Below are 18,644 nucleotides of genomic sequence, written 5' to 3' on the forward strand. Positions count from 1 at the left end.
CGATGCGCGGTGCGGGTCCCTTGAACAAAGCTGCCCATGAATATCGACCTGCACGGATTCGGTCCGGCCATGATGGCCGGCACCCTGATGACCGTAAAACTGGCGCTTTGCGCCTTACTGCTGGGGCTGGCCCTGGGCCTGCTTGGCGCCCTGGCCAAGACTTCCCCTATCAAGCCACTGCAATGGCTTGGCGGTTTCTACTCGACCCTGGTGCGCGGCGTGCCCGAGCTGCTGTGGGTCTTGCTGATCTATTTCGGCACCGTCGGCCTCATGAGCAGCCTCGGCGACGCGCTCAACATGCCTGGGCTCGAACTCAGCGCATTCGCCGCCGGCGTGATCGCTCTGGGCCTGTGCTTCGGCGCCTACGCCACCGAAGTATTCCGCGGCGCGATCCTGGCCATCCCCAAGGGCCACCGCGAAGCGGGCCTGGCCCTGGGCCTGTCGAAAGGCCGCATTCTGTCGCGGATCATCCTGCCGCAGATGTGGCGCGTCGCCCTGCCGGGCCTGGGTAACCTGTTCATGATCCTGATGAAGGACACCGCGCTGGTGTCGGTGATCGGCCTGGAAGAAATCATGCGCCACGCGCAGATCGGCGTGAACGTGGCCAAGACACCGTTTACCTTCTACGGAGTAGCCGCCTGCATCTACCTGGGCCTGACCATAGTCGCCATGACCGGCATGCACTTCCTGGAAAAACGCGCCGCCCGCGGCTTCATGAGGGCCGAATAAATGAACTGGGAAGTCATCATCAAGTGGCTGCCACGATTGGCCGAGGGCGCGGTCCTGACCCTGGAGCTGGTGGCCATCGCGGTCATCGCCGGGCTGATCCTGGCCATCCCGCTGGGCATCGCCCGCTCGTCGCGGCACTGGTACGTGCGCGCCCTGCCCTTCGGCTACATCTTCTTCTTCCGCGGCACGCCACTGCTGGTGCAGCTGTTCCTGGTCTACTACGGCCTGGCTCAGTTCGACGCGGTGCGTGACAGCGCGCTGTGGCCGTACCTGCGCGACCCGTTCTGGTGCACGGTACTGACCATGACCCTGCACACCGCCGCCTACATCGCCGAGATCCTGCGCGGCGCACTGCAGGCGATCCCCAAGGGCGAGATCGAAGCCGCCCGGGCGCTGGGCATGTCGCGGGGCAAGGCGCTGTTCTACATCATGCTGCCGCGCGCCGCGCGCATCGGCCTGCCGGCCTACAGCAACGAAGTGATCCTGATGCTCAAGGCCAGCGCCCTGGCCAGCACCGTGACGCTGCTGGATCTGACCGGCATGGCGCGGACCATCATCGCCCGCATCTACCTGCCGGTGGAGATCTTCTTCGCCGCCGGGGTGTTCTACCTGGTGATCTCGTTCTTCCTGGTGCAGGGCTTCAAGCTGCTGGAACGCTGGTTGCGGGTGGATGCCTGCCAGGGGCGCTAACCTGCAACACGCTCGGGGCCGCTTTGCGGCCCCTTTCAATTGCGCCTCGGTGCTTGAATGAACACAACACTCCCCCTTCAAGGCAGCCAGCTCCTTGAGCGCTTCCAGGCCCTTGACCATTTTCTGCTTCAGCACCAGCCGCTGTGGCGGCCACGGCCGTTCACCGAGCTGCAGCTGGGCTGGGAAAGCCAGTACCCAGAGCTGTCCGCATGGCTGCGCAATCGCACCCTGGAACAAGCCGAAGCCGTCCAGCAACACCCGGAACAGCTTCCGGCCCCGGCACCCTTCCCGCAACTGGCCAGCCTGGCCCGGCAGTTGTCTGCCGTGGGTGAATTGCCCGACGCGGGCCTACACCCGGCCGGCCATCGCCTTGACGCCAATGTCCCTGGGCGCAAATGGCAGCAGATCGAGGCCTTCAGCCGCCGCCTGAGTTTCAGCCAGCCCACCCGGCACTGGCTGGACTGGTGTTCGGGCAAGGGCCACCTGGGCCGCCGCCTGCTGCAAGCCGGCCAGCAATTGACCTGCCTGGAGTACGACGCCGAGCTGGTCAACGCCGGCCAGGCGCTAAGCGATCACCATCAACTGCCCGCCCACCATGTGCAGCAGGATGTAATGGCCGCAGACAGCATGCAGCAGCTGGATGGAGAGAAAAGCGTGGTTGCCCTGCATGCCTGTGGCGATCTGCATGTGCGCCTGCTGCACCTGGCCAGCCAGCAAGGCTGCCCGCAACTGGCCGTGGCGCCGTGCTGCTACAACCGCATCCAGGGCGAGCAGTACAGGGCAATATCCACAGCCGCACAGGCTTCGGCCTTGCAGCTGTCGATCGGCGATCTGGGCCTGCCGCTGAGCGAGGCCGTCACCTCCAGCGCCCGGGTACGCCGCCAGCGCGACAGCTCGATGGCCAGGCGCCTGGGTTTCGACCTGCTGCAGCGCCAACAGCGGGGTATCGATGCTTACCTGCCAACACCTTCATTGCCGGTCGATTGGCTGAAGAAGCCCTTCGAGCAGTACTGCCGCGACCTTGCCGCGCTGCGCCAGGTCGAACTGAGCGGCACGACGGATTGGACCGCCCTTGAGTCGCAAGGCTGGCAACGGCTGGCTCAGGTCCGCAACCTGGAGCTGGTGCGCAACCTGTTCCGCCGCCCATTGGAACTGTGGCTGGTGCTCGACCGAGCCTTGTACCTCCAAGAGCAAGGTTATGCCGTGCGCGTAGGACTGTTCTGCGAATACCCGCTGACGCCACGCAACCTGTTGCTGCTGGCCGAACGCGACGGATCGCCGCAGCGCAGCTGACAACCTGTGGATAAGTCTGTGCACAAGCTTGTGATGAAAATGTCCAAGGCTTGGATCCAAGCGCTATTTGCGCCGCTTTGCTTATTCCGCTTACCAGCTGAAAACCAGCAAAAACAGGGCTTTGCGCAAAGACCGGTGGCAGGGCCAGTCGGCATGCCTTTCGCGCAAGCGGAAAATGCCGCTTGTGCATAAGCATTTCAGCCGTAGGCCAGAAACCGCCTGAAACAGGGCATTTCAAGCCAGTTTCAACAGGCCCATGCCGACCAGAAGCAGCGCCAGCCCCAGCCAGCCACGGCCAGCCAGACGCTGACCGAACAGCGCCCAACCCATGGCGACAGTGGCCAGGATGCCGAAGCCGCCCCAGATGGCATAGGCCAGCGACAACTCGATGTCCTGCACCGCCTGCGCCAACGCAGTGAAGGCCGCCAACACGCAGAAGATCGAGGCCACGCCCAGGCCCTTGCGACGAAAACCGTCGGAATACTTGAGCAGCAGGTTGGCCAGCACTTCCAGCACGATGGCCAGGCCCAGCCAGGCAAATGGAATCAGCATGGCAACGCCTCCCCTTCAACCTCGACAGGCTTGCTGCGGGTACCCGCCTTGATCAGCAGGATGCCGGCAATCATCACCGCCAGCCCCAGGGCCTTGGCCCAGCCCAGGCTTTCGCCCAGCCAGAGCACACTGACCAGGGTGATCAGGACGATGCCGATCCCCTCCCACAGCGCATAGGCCACGCCGACCGGCACACGCTTGACCGCCAGGGCCAGGAAGAAATACGAAAGGCAGATCATGACGTACATCACGGCATGCCCAGCCACGGGGAAATGAGTGGCGGCGAGTTTCATCGACGCCGTGCCGATCACCTCGGCGGTAATGGCGACGATCAGATAGATCCAGGAACGCATGGTGCCCTCCCATGGGCGACACAGCAGCCGAGCGCACAGGCGTCGGCGCAATACAGAAAGGTTTAAGGCTGTAGTGGGAGGGTGGCGCTAGAGGTCGCCGGTCCAGTGACGCTCACGGGAAACCAGGCGGGAGGTGGAGAGGAGCTTGAAAGCTTTACTGTTCAACATAATGAACAACAAATTAGCTTAGGCAATCGAAAAAGTCAAAACGATAGAAAAAACACAAATAAAGACGCGGTTAAATTGCAGAGATACCGAACAAATCCCTGAAAATATCCAGAGCGGCGCGTAAATTATATTAATCACTCATGGTGCGACTGAAACACAGCATGCCTCGTGGCCCGGCAAGTCATCCACAGCACAGCTAAGCGTCATCGGCTCGTTCGGTGTATCATCGCCGGCTGTCCACGTGATCATGCACTGTTCAATCGAGCCAAGACGCGCAGAACCACCTGCCCGGTGATCTGCCGACGCTGTGCGAAAAATGATCAAGGATGCCAACAACCGTGATTGTTCGCGTAGGGGCATGGCCTCATCGTATTAACGGGACGCGCGTCACAGCTGCCAATACCAAGCTACCGATCCCCGCGAGGGAGCAGCTAGCATTGCAGCCGCCTCTAGAACACAGACTGACCTTGGAACGGATTCGAACATCGTGAAACACGCCAAGCCCTTCGCCCTGCTGACCGTCGCCCTGGCCCTGACTGGCTGCGCCAGCAGCACGCCACCGGCCAAACCGACACCGCTGGACTGGAACATGCCCGGCATGCAGCTCGGCGGCGACCGCGGCCTGCCGCTGCACGTCGACACCCCTTGCCGCAAGCGCGGCTGCGACAACGACAAGCTGTTCTTCAACCCCGGCAAGACCGAACCAAACGTCACCACCATCCACCGCGGCTGGTAGGAGAATTCTCCTTTGCGCTCGGTGACTTAGGGCGTTACGCATTGATTGCAAGAAGTAGTTTACAGCCGCGAATCCATCGCTATAATGACGCCCCTGTGCCGGTATAGCTCAGATGGTAGAGCAACTGACTTGTAATCAGTAGGTCCCGGGTTCGATTCCTGGTGCCGGCACCACACTAAAAAGCCTCGACGTCAGTCGGGGCTTTTGCGTTTCTGGGGATCATCCAGCCATACACCCCACCCCGTCACTCCAGCAACAGCGCCTTATGCAGCTTCCTAATCTCCGGCCCGCTAAGCTCCAGCGCCACATGCTTGCCCTCCTTCCCCAGCCCATTGATCAGCACGATCCCTCCCTTGGCAAACGTCCTTTCCTGAGCAAGCGGATAAAGCGCAATGATGTGATCGATGCTGATCACATACTGACGGTGATTGCTGACCTCGAAACTGACGAAACGGCTCACTCCCTGTGCTCCCTGAGTCGCTGCACGTGGCAGCCCCGTAACTCCATAGTAGCTATCGGCCACAGTTGCGACAGATTGCCCTGCCGCTCGATTTCTTGTTTGGGCTCAATAAACCCTGCTTTCAAAATGGGTATTCCTGTGCCGACGGCTTTCGTCGACTTAAGGAGAAGTCCCATGAGTGAGCAACAAGGCGTAGCCCTGACGCGGCGCGGGGTGCTGGCGGGGGGTGTATTGCTGGGGGTTGGCGGCACGGTGCTGGCCAGCGGCCTGGCCCGGGCGGCGGCACCGGCGACCAATAATCCGCCCACGGACCTGACCCAGCTGGAACGCACCCGGGTCGAGCTGGTGGCACCACCCCAGGTACATGCCCACAGCCAGCGCGCGCCTGGCAAACCGCGGATCGTCGAGTTCCGCATGGAGATCGAGGAGAAAGAACTGGCGGTCGACAGCGAGGGGGCCTACATCCATGCCATGACCTTCAACGGCTCGGTGCCCGGCCCGCTGATGGTGGTGCACGAGGGCGACTACGTGGAGCTCACCCTGGTCAACCCGGCCAGCAACAGCATGATGCACAACATCGACTTCCATGCCGCCACCGGCGCGCTTGGCGGTGGTGAGCTGACCCATGTGAAGCCTGGCGAGCAGGTGAAGCTGCGCTTCAAGGCGGACCGCGCCGGGGTGTTCGTGTACCACTGCGCGCCGGGCGGGGTGATGATCCCCTGGCATGTGGTGTGCGGCATGAACGGCGCAATCATGGTGCTGCCGCGGGATGGTCTGAAGGACGGCGACGGGCGCCCGCTGCAATACGACAAGGTGTGGTACATCGGCGAGCAGGACTTCTACATCCCGCGCGACAAGGACGGAAAGTACAAGCGCTACGCCAGCCCATCGGCGAGCTTCGCCGACATGTACCAGGTGATGAAGGGGCTGATACCCACGCACGTGGTCTTCAATGGCAGCGTCGGCGCACTGACCGGCCAGCACGCGCTCACCGCCACGCTCGGCGAAACGGTGCTGATCGTCCACTCGCAAGCCAACCGCGACACACGCCCACACCTGATCGGCGGCCATGGCGACTACGTGTGGGCAGCCGGCAAGTTCGCCAACCCGCCGCAGCGCAACCTGGAAACCTGGTTCATCCCCGGCGGTGCCGCAGGCGCGGCGCTCTACACCTTCCGCCAGCCCGGCCTGTACACCTACCTCAATCACAACCTGATCGAGGCCGTGATGCTGGGTGCCGCTGCGCACGTGCAGGTCGAAGGGCAATGGAACGACGACCTGATGAAACAGCTGGAAGCGCCTGGACCGATTCGCTAGCGGCGATCTGCAGCACTTGCGAAGAATTCGCATTCGCAGTTGATTTTTTGTTACGATTGCGCCGTTTCACGCACTGCCGGCATGCCGGTCTGCGCGGGGATGACGTTGATCGTAACGAGCGCTGCCGCTCGCATTTTTACAGGTACCCTTCCATGAGCACCACCCTGCTGGTTGTCGACGATGACGACGAGATTCGCGAACTTCTCTGCGATTATCTGAGTGATGCCGGCTACCAGGTATTGCCGGCCGCAGATGGCGAGCAGATGCGCGCGCAACTGGCCCTGCACAAGGTCGACCTGGTGGTGCTGGACCTGATGCTGCCCGGCGAGGATGGCCTGAGCCTGTGCCGGCAGTTGCAGGGGCTGCCGGGGCCGGCGGTGATCCTGCTGTCGGCCAAGGGCAGCACCCTGGACCGCATCACTGGCCTGGAAGCAGGCGCCGACGACTACCTGGCCAAGCCCTTCGAGCCGCTCGAGCTGGTTGCCCGGATCAAGGCTGTGCTGCGTCGGCCCCTGCAGCTGGAAGCCAACGCCGACGAAAGCGATACTCAGCCGCAGCGATTCGCAGGCTTTGAACTGGACCCCATCAAACGGCTGCTCACCCACCCCGACGGCAAGGCCCTGACCCTGCCACGCTCCGACTACCGGGTGCTGCACGAACTGCTGCAGGCCGATAACCGCGTGGTATCCCGCGATCATCTGACGCGTAGCGCGTTCGGCCGCGACCACCTGCCCGACGACCGTTCGGTGGACATGTGCATCAGCCGCCTGCGCCAACAGTTACGCCGTGCACCGGGCCAAGCCGCGCAGATCCTCACCATCCGCAACCAAGGCTACTTGTTGAACCTGCGCCGCGAAGCCTCGGGCACCTGACGGCTGCCCAAAGCGGGCCCAGCGTAGCTATTTGCAGTCGCCCTGCAGGATTCTCAGCGCCGCCTCAGCCAGGAAGCCCGAGCGGCTTTTCTGCTCTGGATGGTTCTTCACGTAGGCATCGATACGGGTGAGCAGGTAGGCCGGCAGGGTGATGTTGAGCTTCTCGGCCTTACCCAGGTAGCGGGTGATATCGATGTCGATGAGTGCCCAGGTGCATCCGGCGTAGTCAGGGTTGGCCGCATGGACGCTCACCTTGCTGGCCTTGGGGATTTCCTCGCCGTCCTGGGCGAGCAGTTCGAGGTGGCCCTCGATGGCCTCGCGGGCCATGGCAATGGCGTCATCGAGGTCTTCACCGGCCGAAAAGCAGCCCGGGATGTCCGGGACTTCCACGCCCCAGGCGTGCTGATCGTCGCCGGGCAGGATGGCGATGGGGAATAACATGGCAGTGGCTCTCCTGGTCAGCTGGCGTAGCCGATCCGCGCCTGGCGCAGGATGCTGGCCGCAGTGGCGGGCAGCAGGTCCTTCTTCGGGTGCGGGATGGTCACCAGCCCAGCCTTGTGGGGGTGCTTGAAGTGATGGTGGCTGCCCTTGGATCGCACCAGGTACCAACCATCGGCCTCGATCACCGAAATCATTTCGCGGCTGTTCATGAACCCTTCCTTGGGCTGTTCGCAGCGGTGGTTAGTATAACCACCGAATGCGATCTATCAACACCATACCCACCAATCCGACCAGCGGGCCTCCTGGAGGGGAAGTATGGTCAGGGGACAGAAGAAGGCAGGCACGCAAGTGATGCCGGATCTTGCGGCGCAAACGCCACACCCCACGCCCATGCAAGAGTCTTTTACCGAAACCCCTGGTTTTCCGCGCACAGGCTTTGCCTATCCTAGGCCGCGTCATCCCGCCTGCGATGGACCCATGAACGATTCACTCCCCAGCCGTTATGCCTGCCTGGCCCTGTGCCTGGTCTTCACCCTTGCCAGCATCCCCTTCCTGATCCAGCACAGCTGGCTGTGGCCATTCACCCTGGTGACCGCGCTGCTCAGCCTGGTCGGCCTCAATGATCTGCGCCAGAGCCACCACGCGGTGCGGCGCAACTACCCGATCCTGGGCAACCTCCGCTACCTGATCGAGACCATCAGGCCAGAGATTCGCCAGTACCTGATCGAGGGCGACGATGACAAGCTGCCGTTCTCCCGCGCGCAACGTTCGCTGGTCTATGCCCGGGCCAAGAACGAGAGCGCCGAGAAGGCCTTCGGCACCCTCAATGATGTGTACAAGCCGGGCTTCGAGTTCATCAGCCATTCGATGCTGCCCGTGCCACAGGCCGATCCTGCGTCATTTCGCATTCGCATCGGCGGGCCGCAGTGCACCCAGCCGTATTCGGCGTCGATCTTCAATATCTCGGCCATGAGCTTCGGCGCTCTCAGCGCCAATGCCATCGCCGCGCTGAACAAAGGGGCGCGCCTGGGGCGCTTTGCCCATGACACCGGCGAGGGCAGCATCAGCCCTTATCACCGCGAACACGGCGGCGACCTGATCTGGGAAATCGGCAGCGGCTATTTCGGCTGCCGCACCGAGGACGGCCGCTTCGACCCCGAACGCTTCGCCGAACAGGCGCGCGATGGCCAGGTGAAGATGATCGAGATCAAGCTCAGCCAGGGCGCCAAGCCCGGCCATGGCGGCATCCTGCCGGGGCACAAGGTCAGCGCCGAGATCGCTGCCACCCGGGGGGTGCGCGAAGGCCAGGACTGCATCTCGCCAGCCGCCCACAGCGCCTTCCGCACCCCGCTGGAGCTGCTGCAGTTCGTCGCCAGGCTGCGCGAGCTGTCAGGCGGTAAACCGGTAGGCTTCAAGTTCTGCCTGGGCCATCCGTGGGAGTTCATGGGCATTGCCAAGGCCATGCTCGCCACCGGCATCACCCCGGACTTCATCGTCGTCGATGGCAAGGAAGGCGGCACCGGCGCGGCGCCCCGGGAGTTCTCCGACAACATGGGCATGCCGCTGCGTGACGGCCTGATGTTCGTGCACAACACCCTGGTGGGCCTGAACCTGCGCGAACGCGTGCGCATCGGCGCAGCGGGCAAGATCGTCAGCGCGTTCGACATTGCCAGCGTGCTGGCCATCGGCGCCGACTGGGTCAACTCGGCACGCGGATTCATGTTCGCCATTGGCTGTATCCAGTCGCAAAGCTGCCACACCAACAAGTGCCCCACCGGCGTGGCCACCCAGGACCCGCTGCGCCAGCGTGCGCTGGTGGTACCGGAGAAAGCCGAGCGGGTTGCGAGTTTTCACCGCAACACCCTGCATGCCCTGGCCGAAATGCTCGCCGCTGCAGGGCTGGATCACCCGTCCGAGCTCAAGCCCAAGCACCTGGCACGGCGTATCAGCCCCAGTGAGATCAGCCTGTTTTCACAGCTGCACGCGTTCCTCAAACCGGGTGAATTGCTCAGCGGCTCGATCGAAAATGCGTTCTATGCACGGATGTGGCGGATGGCGCGCAGTGACAGCTTTGCGCCGCAGATGGGAGAAGTCGAGGGGGTGCCTGCGGCGAGCGTGGCACGCCACAAACAAACAGCCCCGGCATAGGCCGGGGCTGCTGATGACGCCAGATCAGGATCAGAAGATGCTGATTGGGTACTCGACGAATACGCGAACTTCGTTGCCGTCGTCGTTGTACTCGCTTTGACGGACTGCGGTGTTGGTACGCAGGAACGAGCTACGCAGCTTGATCGACAGGTCCTTGGCCGGGCCCTCCTGAACGACGTAGCGCAGCTGGTTGAAGATCTCGCGCTCCTTGCCTTCGCCGAAGCCTTCCGGGTTCTTCAGGTTGCGGGTGTTGATGTTGTCACCCACTACGTAGGCGACCTTGTAGGTCAAGCCTGGAACGCCAAAAGCGCCGAAGTCCAGGCCGTAGCCCAGCTGCCAGGAACGCTCGTCTTCGGCGTTGAAGTCGGACCAGTAGGAGTTGGCCAGGTAGATGGTCGAACCACCGTCGCTGGTACCACCGGCGCTCTGGTAGCCGCCGTAGTTGTAGCCGGTGCTGCCGGTGCTGCGCTGGTGCGCCAGGGTGATCGAGTGCGGGCCGAAGGCGTAGGTGGCCGCCAGGCTCCAGATGGTGTTGTCGTCGCCGGTCAGCTTGGCGCTGCGCACGAACTTGTCGTCGATGCTGGTCTTGTAGCCGTTGAAGTCCAGGGTCAGGGACTGGTCATTGGCGATCGGGAAGACGTAGTTCAAGCCCAGGTAGTGCTTCTTCATCACATCTTCGTTGTCTGCGGTGTACAGCGAAGCGGTGAAGTTGTCGGTGAACTTGTAGCTACCACCCAACACGTCGATCGACTTCAGGCCGCCGCTGTCACGCCCTTCGGCGCTCTTGCGGGCTTCCTGGGTGAAACGGCCGGCGTTCAGTTCCAGGCCTTTGATCTCCTTGGAGGTGATCAGGGTGCCAGTGAAGCTTTCTGGCAGCAGACGGCCGTCGTCGTAGTTCAGCACCGGCAGGGCCGGCATCTGGTCGCCGTATTTGAGCACGGTGTTGGAGATGCGGAACTTCACCGCAGCGCCGCCGCGGGCCAGATCATGTGGGCTGCTGGCGTTGTCGTCGGCGTTCTTGGTGTTGTGCGGCTTGAAGAAGTCGACACCACCACCACCGTTGTGGCCTTTGCCGCCGTCCAGACGCACGGCGTACAGACCGAAGGCATCAACGCCGACACCGACGGTGCCCTGGGTGAAACCGGAGGAGAAGTTGGCGATGACGCCCTGGCCCCATTCGATCTGGTCGTCGGTGCCGTGCTTCTTGTCACGGTTGATGTAAGCGTTGCGCAGAAGGACGTTGGCGTGGCTGTCCTCGATGAAACCTTTGCTGTCGGCCTGCTCGTTGGCCTGGGCCTGGGTCGCGGCGATCATCGCCAGGGCGACCAGGCTGATCCTGGTTTTCAACATTTTATTTTCCTTATTGCTTAATCAAAAACGCTCTGCATGAGAACGCCAGGAACCAACGCCCCTTCGTAGGTTCGACGCTATGCGGATCCAGGCCGCAAGGCCCCGCTGATGGTCTGCAACGGGCCTTACAGCCGCATGGCCAAGTCATGGCCAGCAGGCGTAGAGGCCGAATCCTAGCCGTGCCTGCTTATACATGTCAAAAAATCGTGAAATGGAGGTTGATATAACCAAAAAAAAGGTCTTGAACAGTGCATTTCCACGCACTAATGCCCAGCTTCTGCGCAAATTTGTCTCTTTCAGGTTTTTCCGAAAAATCTCGCACAACGGTCATGTAAATGAGCAACGCGCGCACCCGCGCTCGGTACCGGTCGAACCAATCAGAAAGGACTAGTTACAAAGTGATACAAACGTAAAGACAAGTCTTTACGAATAGGCGAGCAACAGCAAATAGCAAGCATTACCATTCGCGCCCTTTTTCTCACTCGCGTAGACGGATGCCTGTAATGCTTGTCCCTTGCCGCCTTTCACCCCTGACCCTGGGCTTGTCGCTGTTGTTCAGCGCCGGCCTGGCCAGCGCCGCCACCACCACCCTGCCGGAAACCGCGGTTACCGCCGACAGCGAGCGCGAGGAGGACAACCCACGGGTACGCGAAGTGAGCACGGCGACCCGTACCTCGACCCCGGTGCGCTATGTGCCCCAGGCCATCGACACGGTGAAGACCAGCAATGTGCTGGACTATGGCAGCAGCACCCTGGGCGAAGCGCTGGAAGGTATCCCCAACGTCAGCGCCGGCGGCGACACTCGCTTCGATAGCCTGCGCATCCGCGGTTTCGATGCCAGCAACGACTTCTACCTGGACGGCATCCGCGACGACAGCCAATACACCCGCGACCTGCACAACATCGAGCGGGTCGAAGTGCTCAAGGGCCCGGCCGCGGTGCTGTACGGTCGAGGCAGCCAGGGCGGCATCGTCAACCGGGTGAGCAAGGCGCCGGAACATGGCCGCCGCTCGACCATCGAAGCCCAGGGCGGCAGCCAGGACCTGCGCAGCCTTTACGCCGACCTCAGCGCCGACCCCAGCGACACCGTCAGCCTGCGCCTGAACATGGGCAATGAAGACAGCAACAGCTTCCGCCACGGCGTCGATGGCAACCGCCAACTGTTCGCCCCGTCCATGAGCTGGCAACTGAACCCCGACCTGAACTGGCTGGTGCAGTACGAATACAGCCGCTACAACCGCACGCCGGACCGCGGCATCCCCGGCAACCCGTTGACCGGGCGCCCGGCGGACGTCAGCCGCAGCGCCACCTATGGCGATACCCAGCGCGACTACATCGACGACCGCGCCCAGTCGCTGCGCTCGCGCCTGAACTACCAGCTCAGCGACAACTGGCAACTGCGCCATACCCTGGGCCTGTTCAAGCTCGACAGTGAGTTCGACAACACCTACCAGACCGCCTACACCCCGCGCACCAACCTGGTCACCCGCCAGCGCTGGCAGCAGGACCTGAACACCCGCAACCTGTTCAACAACCTCGAAGCCGAGGGCGATGTCAGCACCTGGGGCCTGGAGCACAAGCTGCTGCTGGGCCTGGAGTTCGGCAGCCAGCGCCGCGACCCGCTGCTCTACACTGCCAAGACGGTCAAGGCCGGCGGCACGGCGGTGCCGTCCCTGGACCTGGACAACCCCAACCGCGCGCTGCAGCACAACGGCCCGATGGTGGTGTCGAGCAACAACCACACGGTGGTCGAGAGCCGTGGCATCTACCTGCAGGACCAGATCCGCCTGAACGACCAATGGCAGATTCTCGCTGGCGTGCGCTTCGACCAGTTCGAGGTGGAGACCACCAACAAACTGCGCAACCTCTCCGAGAAGCAGAACGACAACAGCTTCAGCCCACGCCTGGGCGTGGTCTACACGCCTTGGCGCGACCACTCCTTCTATGCCTCCTGGAGCAAGACCTACTCGCCGGTCGGCGGTGGCCTGATCGGCATCACCCCTGGCGCGGCCGGCAACACCAACGAGACCGACCCGGAGCTCACCCGGCAGAAGGAAATCGGGGTCAAAAGCGACTGGTTCGACGAGCGCCTGACCACCACCCTGGCGCTCTACGAGCTGGAGCTTTACAACCGCCGCACCCGCGACCCGATCGACCCGAACATCACCCTGATGTCTGGCCTGCAGCGCTCGCGCGGCATCGAGCTGACCGCCACCGGCAATGTGGTCGGCAACTGGTATGTACGCGGCGGCATCGGCCTGCAGGACGCGAAGATCGTCGAGGACAACAATGGCCAGGAAGGCAACCGCATCAACGATGTCGCCCGGCGCAACGCCAGCCTCTTCGTGACCTGGAAGCCGGAGCTGGGCTGGTATGCCGAAACCGGCATGACGCTGGTGGGTGACCGCTACGCCGACAACCAGAACACCGTGATCCTGCCGGGTTATGGCCGTTGGGATGCCCTGGCCGGCTATCGCACCCACGACTGGGACGTGCGCGCGGCACTGAAGAACATCACCGACAAGACCTACTACGATTCGGCCACCAGCGCGGCGCAGATCCAGTATGGCGACCCGCGTAGCCTGGTGGTGACCGGCAGCTACAGCTTCTGACGCCATCGCTGGCAAGCCAGCTCCCAGCTTGACCGCATAAACCCAAACTATGCGCTTCCTATGTGGGAGCCGGCTTGCAGGCGATGAGGCCATTACAAGCGCCACAAGGCCATTGCATCCAAACCGGCCAGGCCTGTGCCACAAACGAAAACGCCACCGCATGTGCGGTGGCGTTTTTCGTTGCGACGGGTTGATGTCCGGTCAGTGCCACACAGCCAGCAGCGCTTCGAGCTCTGCATCACTGATCAAGCCCTGCGGGTAACGCCCGTTCAGCAGACGTCGTGGGTCGGTCTTCCTGACCCGGATGCATCCATGGTCTCGCAACCACTGCGCCAGTATTTCAAGCGTTTGGTGATTCACTGCCGATGGGGGCATAGCCGACTCACTTGCTGCATTCATTTCAACACGCACTCCCTGGGCCCGTGAGCGGCTAACTTACGTAAGGTTTGTTACAGAACGGCGTAGGCCTATCTCTCTGAAACACAATGAAAAACTAATACAAGAGCTGTGCCATTCGCCGCCACCGAACGTCGCCACCAACAAAAAAGCCCGTCATCGGACGGGCTTTTTGTTGGTGGCGTGAATCAGCGCTTGAACGGCGCCGGCTGCTGCTGGGTCAGGCAGTGGATGTTGCCGCCGCCGAGCAGAAGCTCGCGGCCGGGGATCATCACCACTTCGTGATCCGGGAAGACCTTGGCGAGGATCGCTCTGGCCTGCGCATCGGCGGGGTCGTCGAAGCTCGGCGCGATGATGCCGCCGTTGACGATCAGGAAGTTCACGTAGGAACCGGCCAGGCGCACCGACGGGTCACGCTCCTGGCTGCCGACCACCTGGTCGACACCGGCGCATTCGGCTTCGGTGGCGAACAGCGGGCCAGGGATCGGCATCTTGTGCACTACAAACTCGCGGCCCTTGGCGTCGCGGCTGTTTTTCAGCACATCGTAGGCCGCATGGCAGCGTGCGTAGTTGGGGTCGTTGGAATCATCGGTCCAGGCCAGTAACACTTCGCCCGGGCTGACGTAACAGCAGAAATTGTCGACGTGACCGTCGGTTTCGTCGTTGTACAGGCCGTCCGGCAGCCAGACGATGGTTTCCACCGCCAGGTGCTCGCGCAGGATGTCTTCGATCTGCTCGCGGTTCAGGTGAGGGTTGCGGTTACGGTTGAGCAGGCACTCTTCGGTGGTGATCAGGGTGCCTTCGCCATCGACATGGATCGAGCCGCCTTCAAGCACGAAGCCTTCGGTGTGGTAACGCTGCACGCGCTCCATTTCCATCACCTTGGCCGCCAGTTCCTCGTCGCGGTTCCACGGTGCGTACAAGCCGCCATCGAAGCCACCCCAGGCGTTGAAGCCCCAGTCCACGCCACGCACTTCACCCTGGTCGTTGATCACGAAGGTCGGGCCGGTGTCACGCACCCAGGCGTCGTCGTTGCTGATCTCGACCACACGGACGTTGGGCACGTCGAGCTGGCGCCGGGCGTTCTCGTACTGGCCGGCGGAAACCGCCACGGTAACCGGTTCGAAACGGGCGATGGCCTTGGCCAGGGTCACGTGCGCGGCCTGCGCCGGCTTGCCGCCCAGGCGCCAGTTGTCCGGGCGCTCCGGCCAGACCATCCACACCTGGGTTTGCGGGGCCCATTCGGCGGGCATGTGGAAGCCGTCGGCGCGGGGGGTCGAGTTGAGGGTCTTCATGGGTAACCTCTGCGAAGGCCCGGTGCCAGGGGCGCCAGGTCGGTGATCAAAAAAGGTGCGGGCCCGCCAGTATAGGCAGCGTGGCAATGCGTCGATATTACAACCGATAAATATCGACTTTAAATAGATAAAGACAAAATATTTAGGCATAAAAAAGCCTGGCAAACCGATAAGAATCGATTTGCCAGGCTCGCAAGCAGTGCCTCAGAGCCCTTCGTTGAGGATCCGCTCCACGCTGTCGACGAAGTAGTCCACGCTCGCCCGCGTGGTGCACATCGGCGGCTTGATCTTGAGGATGTTCAGGTAGTCGCCGGTCGGCTGCATGAAGATCCCCAGCTCGCGCAGGCGGTTGCACAGGTGCATGGTCTCCTGCGTGGCCGGCTCCAGCGTCTGCCGGTCGCGCACCAGCTCCAGCCCCAGGTAGAAGCCCGAACCATGGGCGGCACCCGCCAGCGGATACTTATCGACAAGCGCCTGCAACCGCGCCTTGAAATACCGCCCCACGTCACGGGCGTTGTCCCATAGCCCTTCGTCGCGCATCACGTCCAGCACCGCCATGCCGATACGGCAGCTGACCGGGCTGCCGCCTGCGGACGAGAAGAAGTAACCCTCGGCCTCCAGCGCCTCGGCGATCTCGCGGCGGGTGATCACTGCCCCCAGCGGCTGGCCGTTGCCCATGCCCTTGGCCATGGTGATGATGTCCGGCACCACGCCTTGCTCTTCGAAGCCCCAGAAGTACTCGCCCAGGCGCCCGTAGCCCACCTGCACCTCATCGGCGATGCACACCCCGCCCCGCTGGCGCACCTTGGCGTAGGCCTCGCGCAGGTAGCCAGCCGGTAGCGAGATGCCGCCGGCGTTGCCGTACACCGGCTCGCAGATCATGCCCGCCAGCTGGCGGCCACGGGCATCGAGGTCGGCGAGCTTGGCGTCGACATCGCGCAAGTAGTCAGCGGCACTGTCGGCGCCCCGAAAGCGACCACGGAAGGTGTTCGGTGCCTCAACCGGGTGCACCCAGTCCGGGCGGGTTTCCAGGGCCTGGGGGTTGTCGGCGATGGAGGTGGAGATCGCATCCGTTGCCACCGACCAGCCGTGGTAGGCCTCCAGCACGCTGAGCAGGTCGCGCCCGCCGCTGTAGGCCCAGGCCAGGCGGATCGCCAGGTCGTTGGCCTCGGTCCCGCTGTTGACCAGGAACACCCGATCGAAGCCTTCCGGCGCCACTTCCAGCAAGCGCTCGGAGAATTCGGCAATGGCGGCGTAGTGGAAGCGCGAGTTGGTATTGAGCAACGACCATTGGCGCGCTGACTCGGCGACCATGCGCGGGTGGCCATGGCCGAGCACCGCGACGTTGTTGAGCATGTCCAGGTACGAGCGGCCCTGCATGTCGATCAGATAGTTGCGCCAGCCGCGTTCGATATGCGGCGGCTGCTCGTAATAGTGCTTCTGCGAGCGGGCGAAGCTGGCATCGCGGCGGGCCAGCAGCGCCTGCGCATCGGCCAGGGGCTCGGCAGCGCAATCAAAGCCCAGCAGCGCCGAAGGCGAAGGGCACAGGGCCAGCCAGGCAGCGGCAGCACTGGGCGTGGCGAAGAACGGCGGCACGGCCTGGCCATCGAGGCACAACTGCACACTGAGGAAGCCACAGGTGGCGCCCAGCGCCTGGCCCCTGGCAAGCAGTTGGCCGTCGGCCGGGGCCTCTTCCAGGCCGTTGAGCCACAGGTTCCAGTGCGCGCTGCGCAGGCAGCCGCGGTTGTCGCCGGCACGCTGCCATACGCCCTCGGCAGGTGCCTGCAGCAGGCTGCCTGGCATCAGCTTGAGCTCCACACCCAGGGCACAGGTGGCGGGCTCCTCGGCGCGGTCGATGTGGGTTTGCGACAGTCGGTACTGGCCGTGCAGGCTGCAGGCCGGCGCAGGCTGGCTGGCCAGCAGGCGCTGGTCGAAGCCCGGCTGTTCCCAGTTGCCGGCCTCGCAGTGCGCGCTGAGCACACCGAGGTCGACCCGGCTGACCGCCTGCCCGGCAAGCGCTGGCAGCAACGGCAGGCAACCGCTGAAGTCGGCGCTAGCAGGCCGCTGGCCGGCAGCCTGCAGGATGGCCACTTCCATCAGCGCGGCGGGCACCGCGCAGGCGGTATCGAAGATCTCCCACTCGTGGGCGATGTTGTCGCGGGTGTACTGATTGAGCGGGTCGATCGCCAACTGCTGCTCGCTGCTGAGCACCAGTACGGCGGCACGCAGCTGCACCAGCGGCCAGAGCGCCTGCAATTCGGCCGTTTCAAGCGGATTGGCGGCCTGGTAGGCGGCCACTGCCGGCAAGATGCGCAGCGGGTCGCCTTCGGCGTGATGCAACAGCGCCGAACAGGTCACCGACAGGTCGGCGATGCGCCAGCTGCGCAGCAGGTCACCGAAATCGATCACCCCCTGCACTTGCCACTCCCGTTGCCCGTCACGCGCCCAGACCACGTTGTCGTCGGTGATGTCCAGGTGCACGGCCTGGGTCGGCAGTTGCCCGACCAGCGGCGCCAGCCTGTCTGCGGCCTGGCGGGCCAGTTGGGCAACCTGCTCGCGGCGTGCCGGGTCAGTGACTACCGGCAGCAGGTGCTCGACCAGTGCCTGGGCATGCCGCGGGTCCCACTGCAAGGTGCGGTCCAGGCCCGGGTGCTCGAAACCTGCCAGCGCCTGGTCGACCTGCGCGCACAGCCTGCCCAGCTCAGCCACCACCGACACCGGCAGGTGCTTGAGGCGGGTCAGCGGCTGGCCTTCGATATAACTGAGCAGCCGCACCCGCAGGGGTTGGCCATCCACCTCCAGCGCCAGCAGCGCCTCACCGGCAAGCGACGGCTGCACCTGCGGCACCGGCACGCCACGCTCGCGCAAATACGCCAGGGCGGCGTGCTGGGCCTGCAATTCGACTTCGGCATAGCTGCCGTGGCAGGCCTTGAGCACATAGCGCCCCTGGGCGCTGTCGACGCAAAAATTCACATCCTGCTGGCTACCCAGTGCCTGCAACTCGCCCCGCAGGTCATAATGCGAACGCAGCAGGGCATGGGCCTGGGCTTCACCGAGTGAAGGGCTGGGCTGGCTCGAACGCTGGATCAGGGTGCTCAGGGGCATGCGGGGGACCTCGTTTTTTTGCCGCTTATATCGCCACTACTGTTGCCGATATTCAAGAGGCAGCTCGCACCAGGCGACGGACACCGTGCGCCAGCACGATTTACGACGAGCGGCCACAAACAAACCA

17 protein-coding genes and 1 tRNA gene are annotated in these 18,644 nt (G+C 63.4%); 9 read left to right on the top strand and 9 right to left on the bottom strand.

The features are described from left to right. Positions 1–36 precede the first annotated feature (36 nt). Genes ACQ4N9_RS21205 through ACQ4N9_RS21215 form a run of 3 tightly spaced genes read left to right on the top strand, consistent with a single transcriptional unit; the run spans position 37 to position 2,712 of the window. Positions 37–729, top strand: a complete 693-nt coding sequence (locus ACQ4N9_RS21205; RefSeq protein ID WP_279846196.1) for an ABC transporter permease — start codon at positions 37–39, stop codon at positions 727–729. Next, positions 730–1,419 carry an ABC transporter permease gene (locus ACQ4N9_RS21210; protein ID WP_279846195.1) on the top strand — a complete coding sequence of 230 codons (690 nt, stop codon included), beginning with the start codon at positions 730–732 and terminating at the stop codon, positions 1,417–1,419. Positions 1,420–1,476: 57 nt separating this feature from the next. Then, positions 1,477–2,712 (top strand): methyltransferase, encoded by a 1,236-nt coding sequence (locus ACQ4N9_RS21215; RefSeq protein WP_390966294.1) that lies wholly within the window; start codon positions 1,477–1,479, stop codon positions 2,710–2,712. 234 nt (positions 2,713–2,946) lie between these two features. Here ACQ4N9_RS21215 and mdtI read toward each other — a convergent pair whose 3' ends face one another. Further along, on the bottom strand, positions 2,947–3,264 hold the full coding sequence (gene mdtI / locus ACQ4N9_RS21220) for a multidrug/spermidine efflux SMR transporter subunit MdtI (RefSeq protein WP_125462245.1): 318 nt from the start codon (positions 3,262–3,264) through the stop codon (positions 2,947–2,949). After that, complete coding sequence (locus ACQ4N9_RS21225; RefSeq protein WP_110992229.1) at positions 3,258–3,617, bottom strand: multidrug/spermidine efflux SMR transporter subunit MdtJ; 360 nt, start codon at positions 3,615–3,617, stop codon at positions 3,258–3,260. The genes mdtI and ACQ4N9_RS21225 overlap by 7 nt, the downstream gene beginning before the upstream one ends. A gap of 655 nt (positions 3,618–4,272) precedes the next feature. Between ACQ4N9_RS21225 and ACQ4N9_RS21230 the strand changes: the two genes are divergently transcribed. Beyond that, a complete protein-coding gene (locus ACQ4N9_RS21230) occupies positions 4,273–4,521 on the top strand; it encodes a hypothetical protein (RefSeq protein ID WP_390966297.1) in 249 nt (82 codons plus the stop codon). A 97-nt stretch (positions 4,522–4,618) separates the two neighbouring features. Further along, a tRNA-Thr gene (locus ACQ4N9_RS21235) sits at positions 4,619–4,694 on the top strand. A gap of 71 nt (positions 4,695–4,765) precedes the next feature. On the opposite strand, the gene ACQ4N9_RS21240 is transcribed toward ACQ4N9_RS21235, so the two are convergent. Further along, positions 4,766–4,981 (bottom strand): hypothetical protein, encoded by a 216-nt coding sequence (locus ACQ4N9_RS21240; protein WP_125857131.1) that lies wholly within the window; start codon positions 4,979–4,981, stop codon positions 4,766–4,768. 174 nt (positions 4,982–5,155) lie between these two features. Here ACQ4N9_RS21240 and nirK point away from each other — a divergent pair, with 174 nt between their 5' ends. Together nirK and ACQ4N9_RS21250 are read left to right on the top strand one after the other, a co-directional pair. Beyond that, on the top strand, positions 5,156–6,298 hold the full coding sequence (nirK, locus tag ACQ4N9_RS21245) for a copper-containing nitrite reductase (protein WP_390966299.1): 1,143 nt from the start codon (positions 5,156–5,158) through the stop codon (positions 6,296–6,298). Positions 6,299–6,450: 152 nt separating this feature from the next. Further along, on the top strand, positions 6,451–7,170 hold the full coding sequence (locus tag ACQ4N9_RS21250) for a response regulator (RefSeq protein WP_390966301.1): 720 nt from the start codon (positions 6,451–6,453) through the stop codon (positions 7,168–7,170). 27 nt (positions 7,171–7,197) lie between these two features. Here the strand turns inward: ACQ4N9_RS21250 and ACQ4N9_RS21255 are convergent, their stop codons facing one another. Continuing rightward, a complete protein-coding gene (locus ACQ4N9_RS21255) occupies positions 7,198–7,611 on the bottom strand; it encodes a type II toxin-antitoxin system HicB family antitoxin (protein ID WP_125857128.1) in 414 nt (137 codons plus the stop codon). Between the two features lie 17 nt (positions 7,612–7,628). Beyond that, on the bottom strand, positions 7,629–7,820 hold the full coding sequence (locus tag ACQ4N9_RS21260) for a type II toxin-antitoxin system HicA family toxin (RefSeq protein ID WP_390966303.1): 192 nt from the start codon (positions 7,818–7,820) through the stop codon (positions 7,629–7,631). A gap of 268 nt (positions 7,821–8,088) precedes the next feature. Between ACQ4N9_RS21260 and ACQ4N9_RS21265 the strand changes: the two genes are divergently transcribed. Continuing rightward, entirely contained in the window at positions 8,089–9,759 is a 1,671-nt protein-coding gene (locus ACQ4N9_RS21265) for an FMN-binding glutamate synthase family protein (RefSeq protein ID WP_430933653.1), read from the top strand. Positions 9,760–9,789: 30 nt separating this feature from the next. Here the strand turns inward: ACQ4N9_RS21265 and ACQ4N9_RS21270 are convergent, their stop codons facing one another. Next, positions 9,790–11,109, bottom strand: coding sequence for an OprD family porin (locus tag ACQ4N9_RS21270; protein WP_390966306.1), 1,320 nt, complete (start codon positions 11,107–11,109; stop codon positions 9,790–9,792). Between the two features lie 503 nt (positions 11,110–11,612). On the opposite strand from ACQ4N9_RS21270, the gene ACQ4N9_RS21275 reads away from it, so the two are divergent. Next, positions 11,613–13,721, top strand: coding sequence for a TonB-dependent receptor (locus tag ACQ4N9_RS21275; RefSeq protein WP_390966308.1), 2,109 nt, complete (start codon positions 11,613–11,615; stop codon positions 13,719–13,721). A gap of 201 nt (positions 13,722–13,922) precedes the next feature. Here ACQ4N9_RS21275 and ACQ4N9_RS21280 read toward each other — a convergent pair whose 3' ends face one another. The 3 genes from ACQ4N9_RS21280 to ACQ4N9_RS21290 form a co-directional block, all read right to left on the bottom strand. Next, positions 13,923–14,120, bottom strand: coding sequence for a hypothetical protein (locus tag ACQ4N9_RS21280; protein WP_110992219.1), 198 nt, complete (start codon positions 14,118–14,120; stop codon positions 13,923–13,925). 185 nt (positions 14,121–14,305) lie between these two features. Next, positions 14,306–15,412: an agmatine deiminase gene (gene aguA, locus ACQ4N9_RS21285; protein ID WP_390966310.1), complete on the bottom strand. Its 1,107-nt coding sequence runs from the start codon at positions 15,410–15,412 to the stop codon at positions 14,306–14,308. 204 nt (positions 15,413–15,616) lie between these two features. Next, positions 15,617–18,517, bottom strand: coding sequence for an aminotransferase (locus ACQ4N9_RS21290; protein ID WP_390966312.1), 2,901 nt, complete (start codon positions 18,515–18,517; stop codon positions 15,617–15,619). Between the last annotated feature and the right edge of the window lie 127 nt (positions 18,518–18,644).

The organism is Pseudomonas sp. ES1 (genome assembly GCF_050586605.1).
Classification (GTDB): domain Bacteria; phylum Pseudomonadota; class Gammaproteobacteria; order Pseudomonadales; family Pseudomonadaceae; genus Aquipseudomonas; species Aquipseudomonas sichuanensis.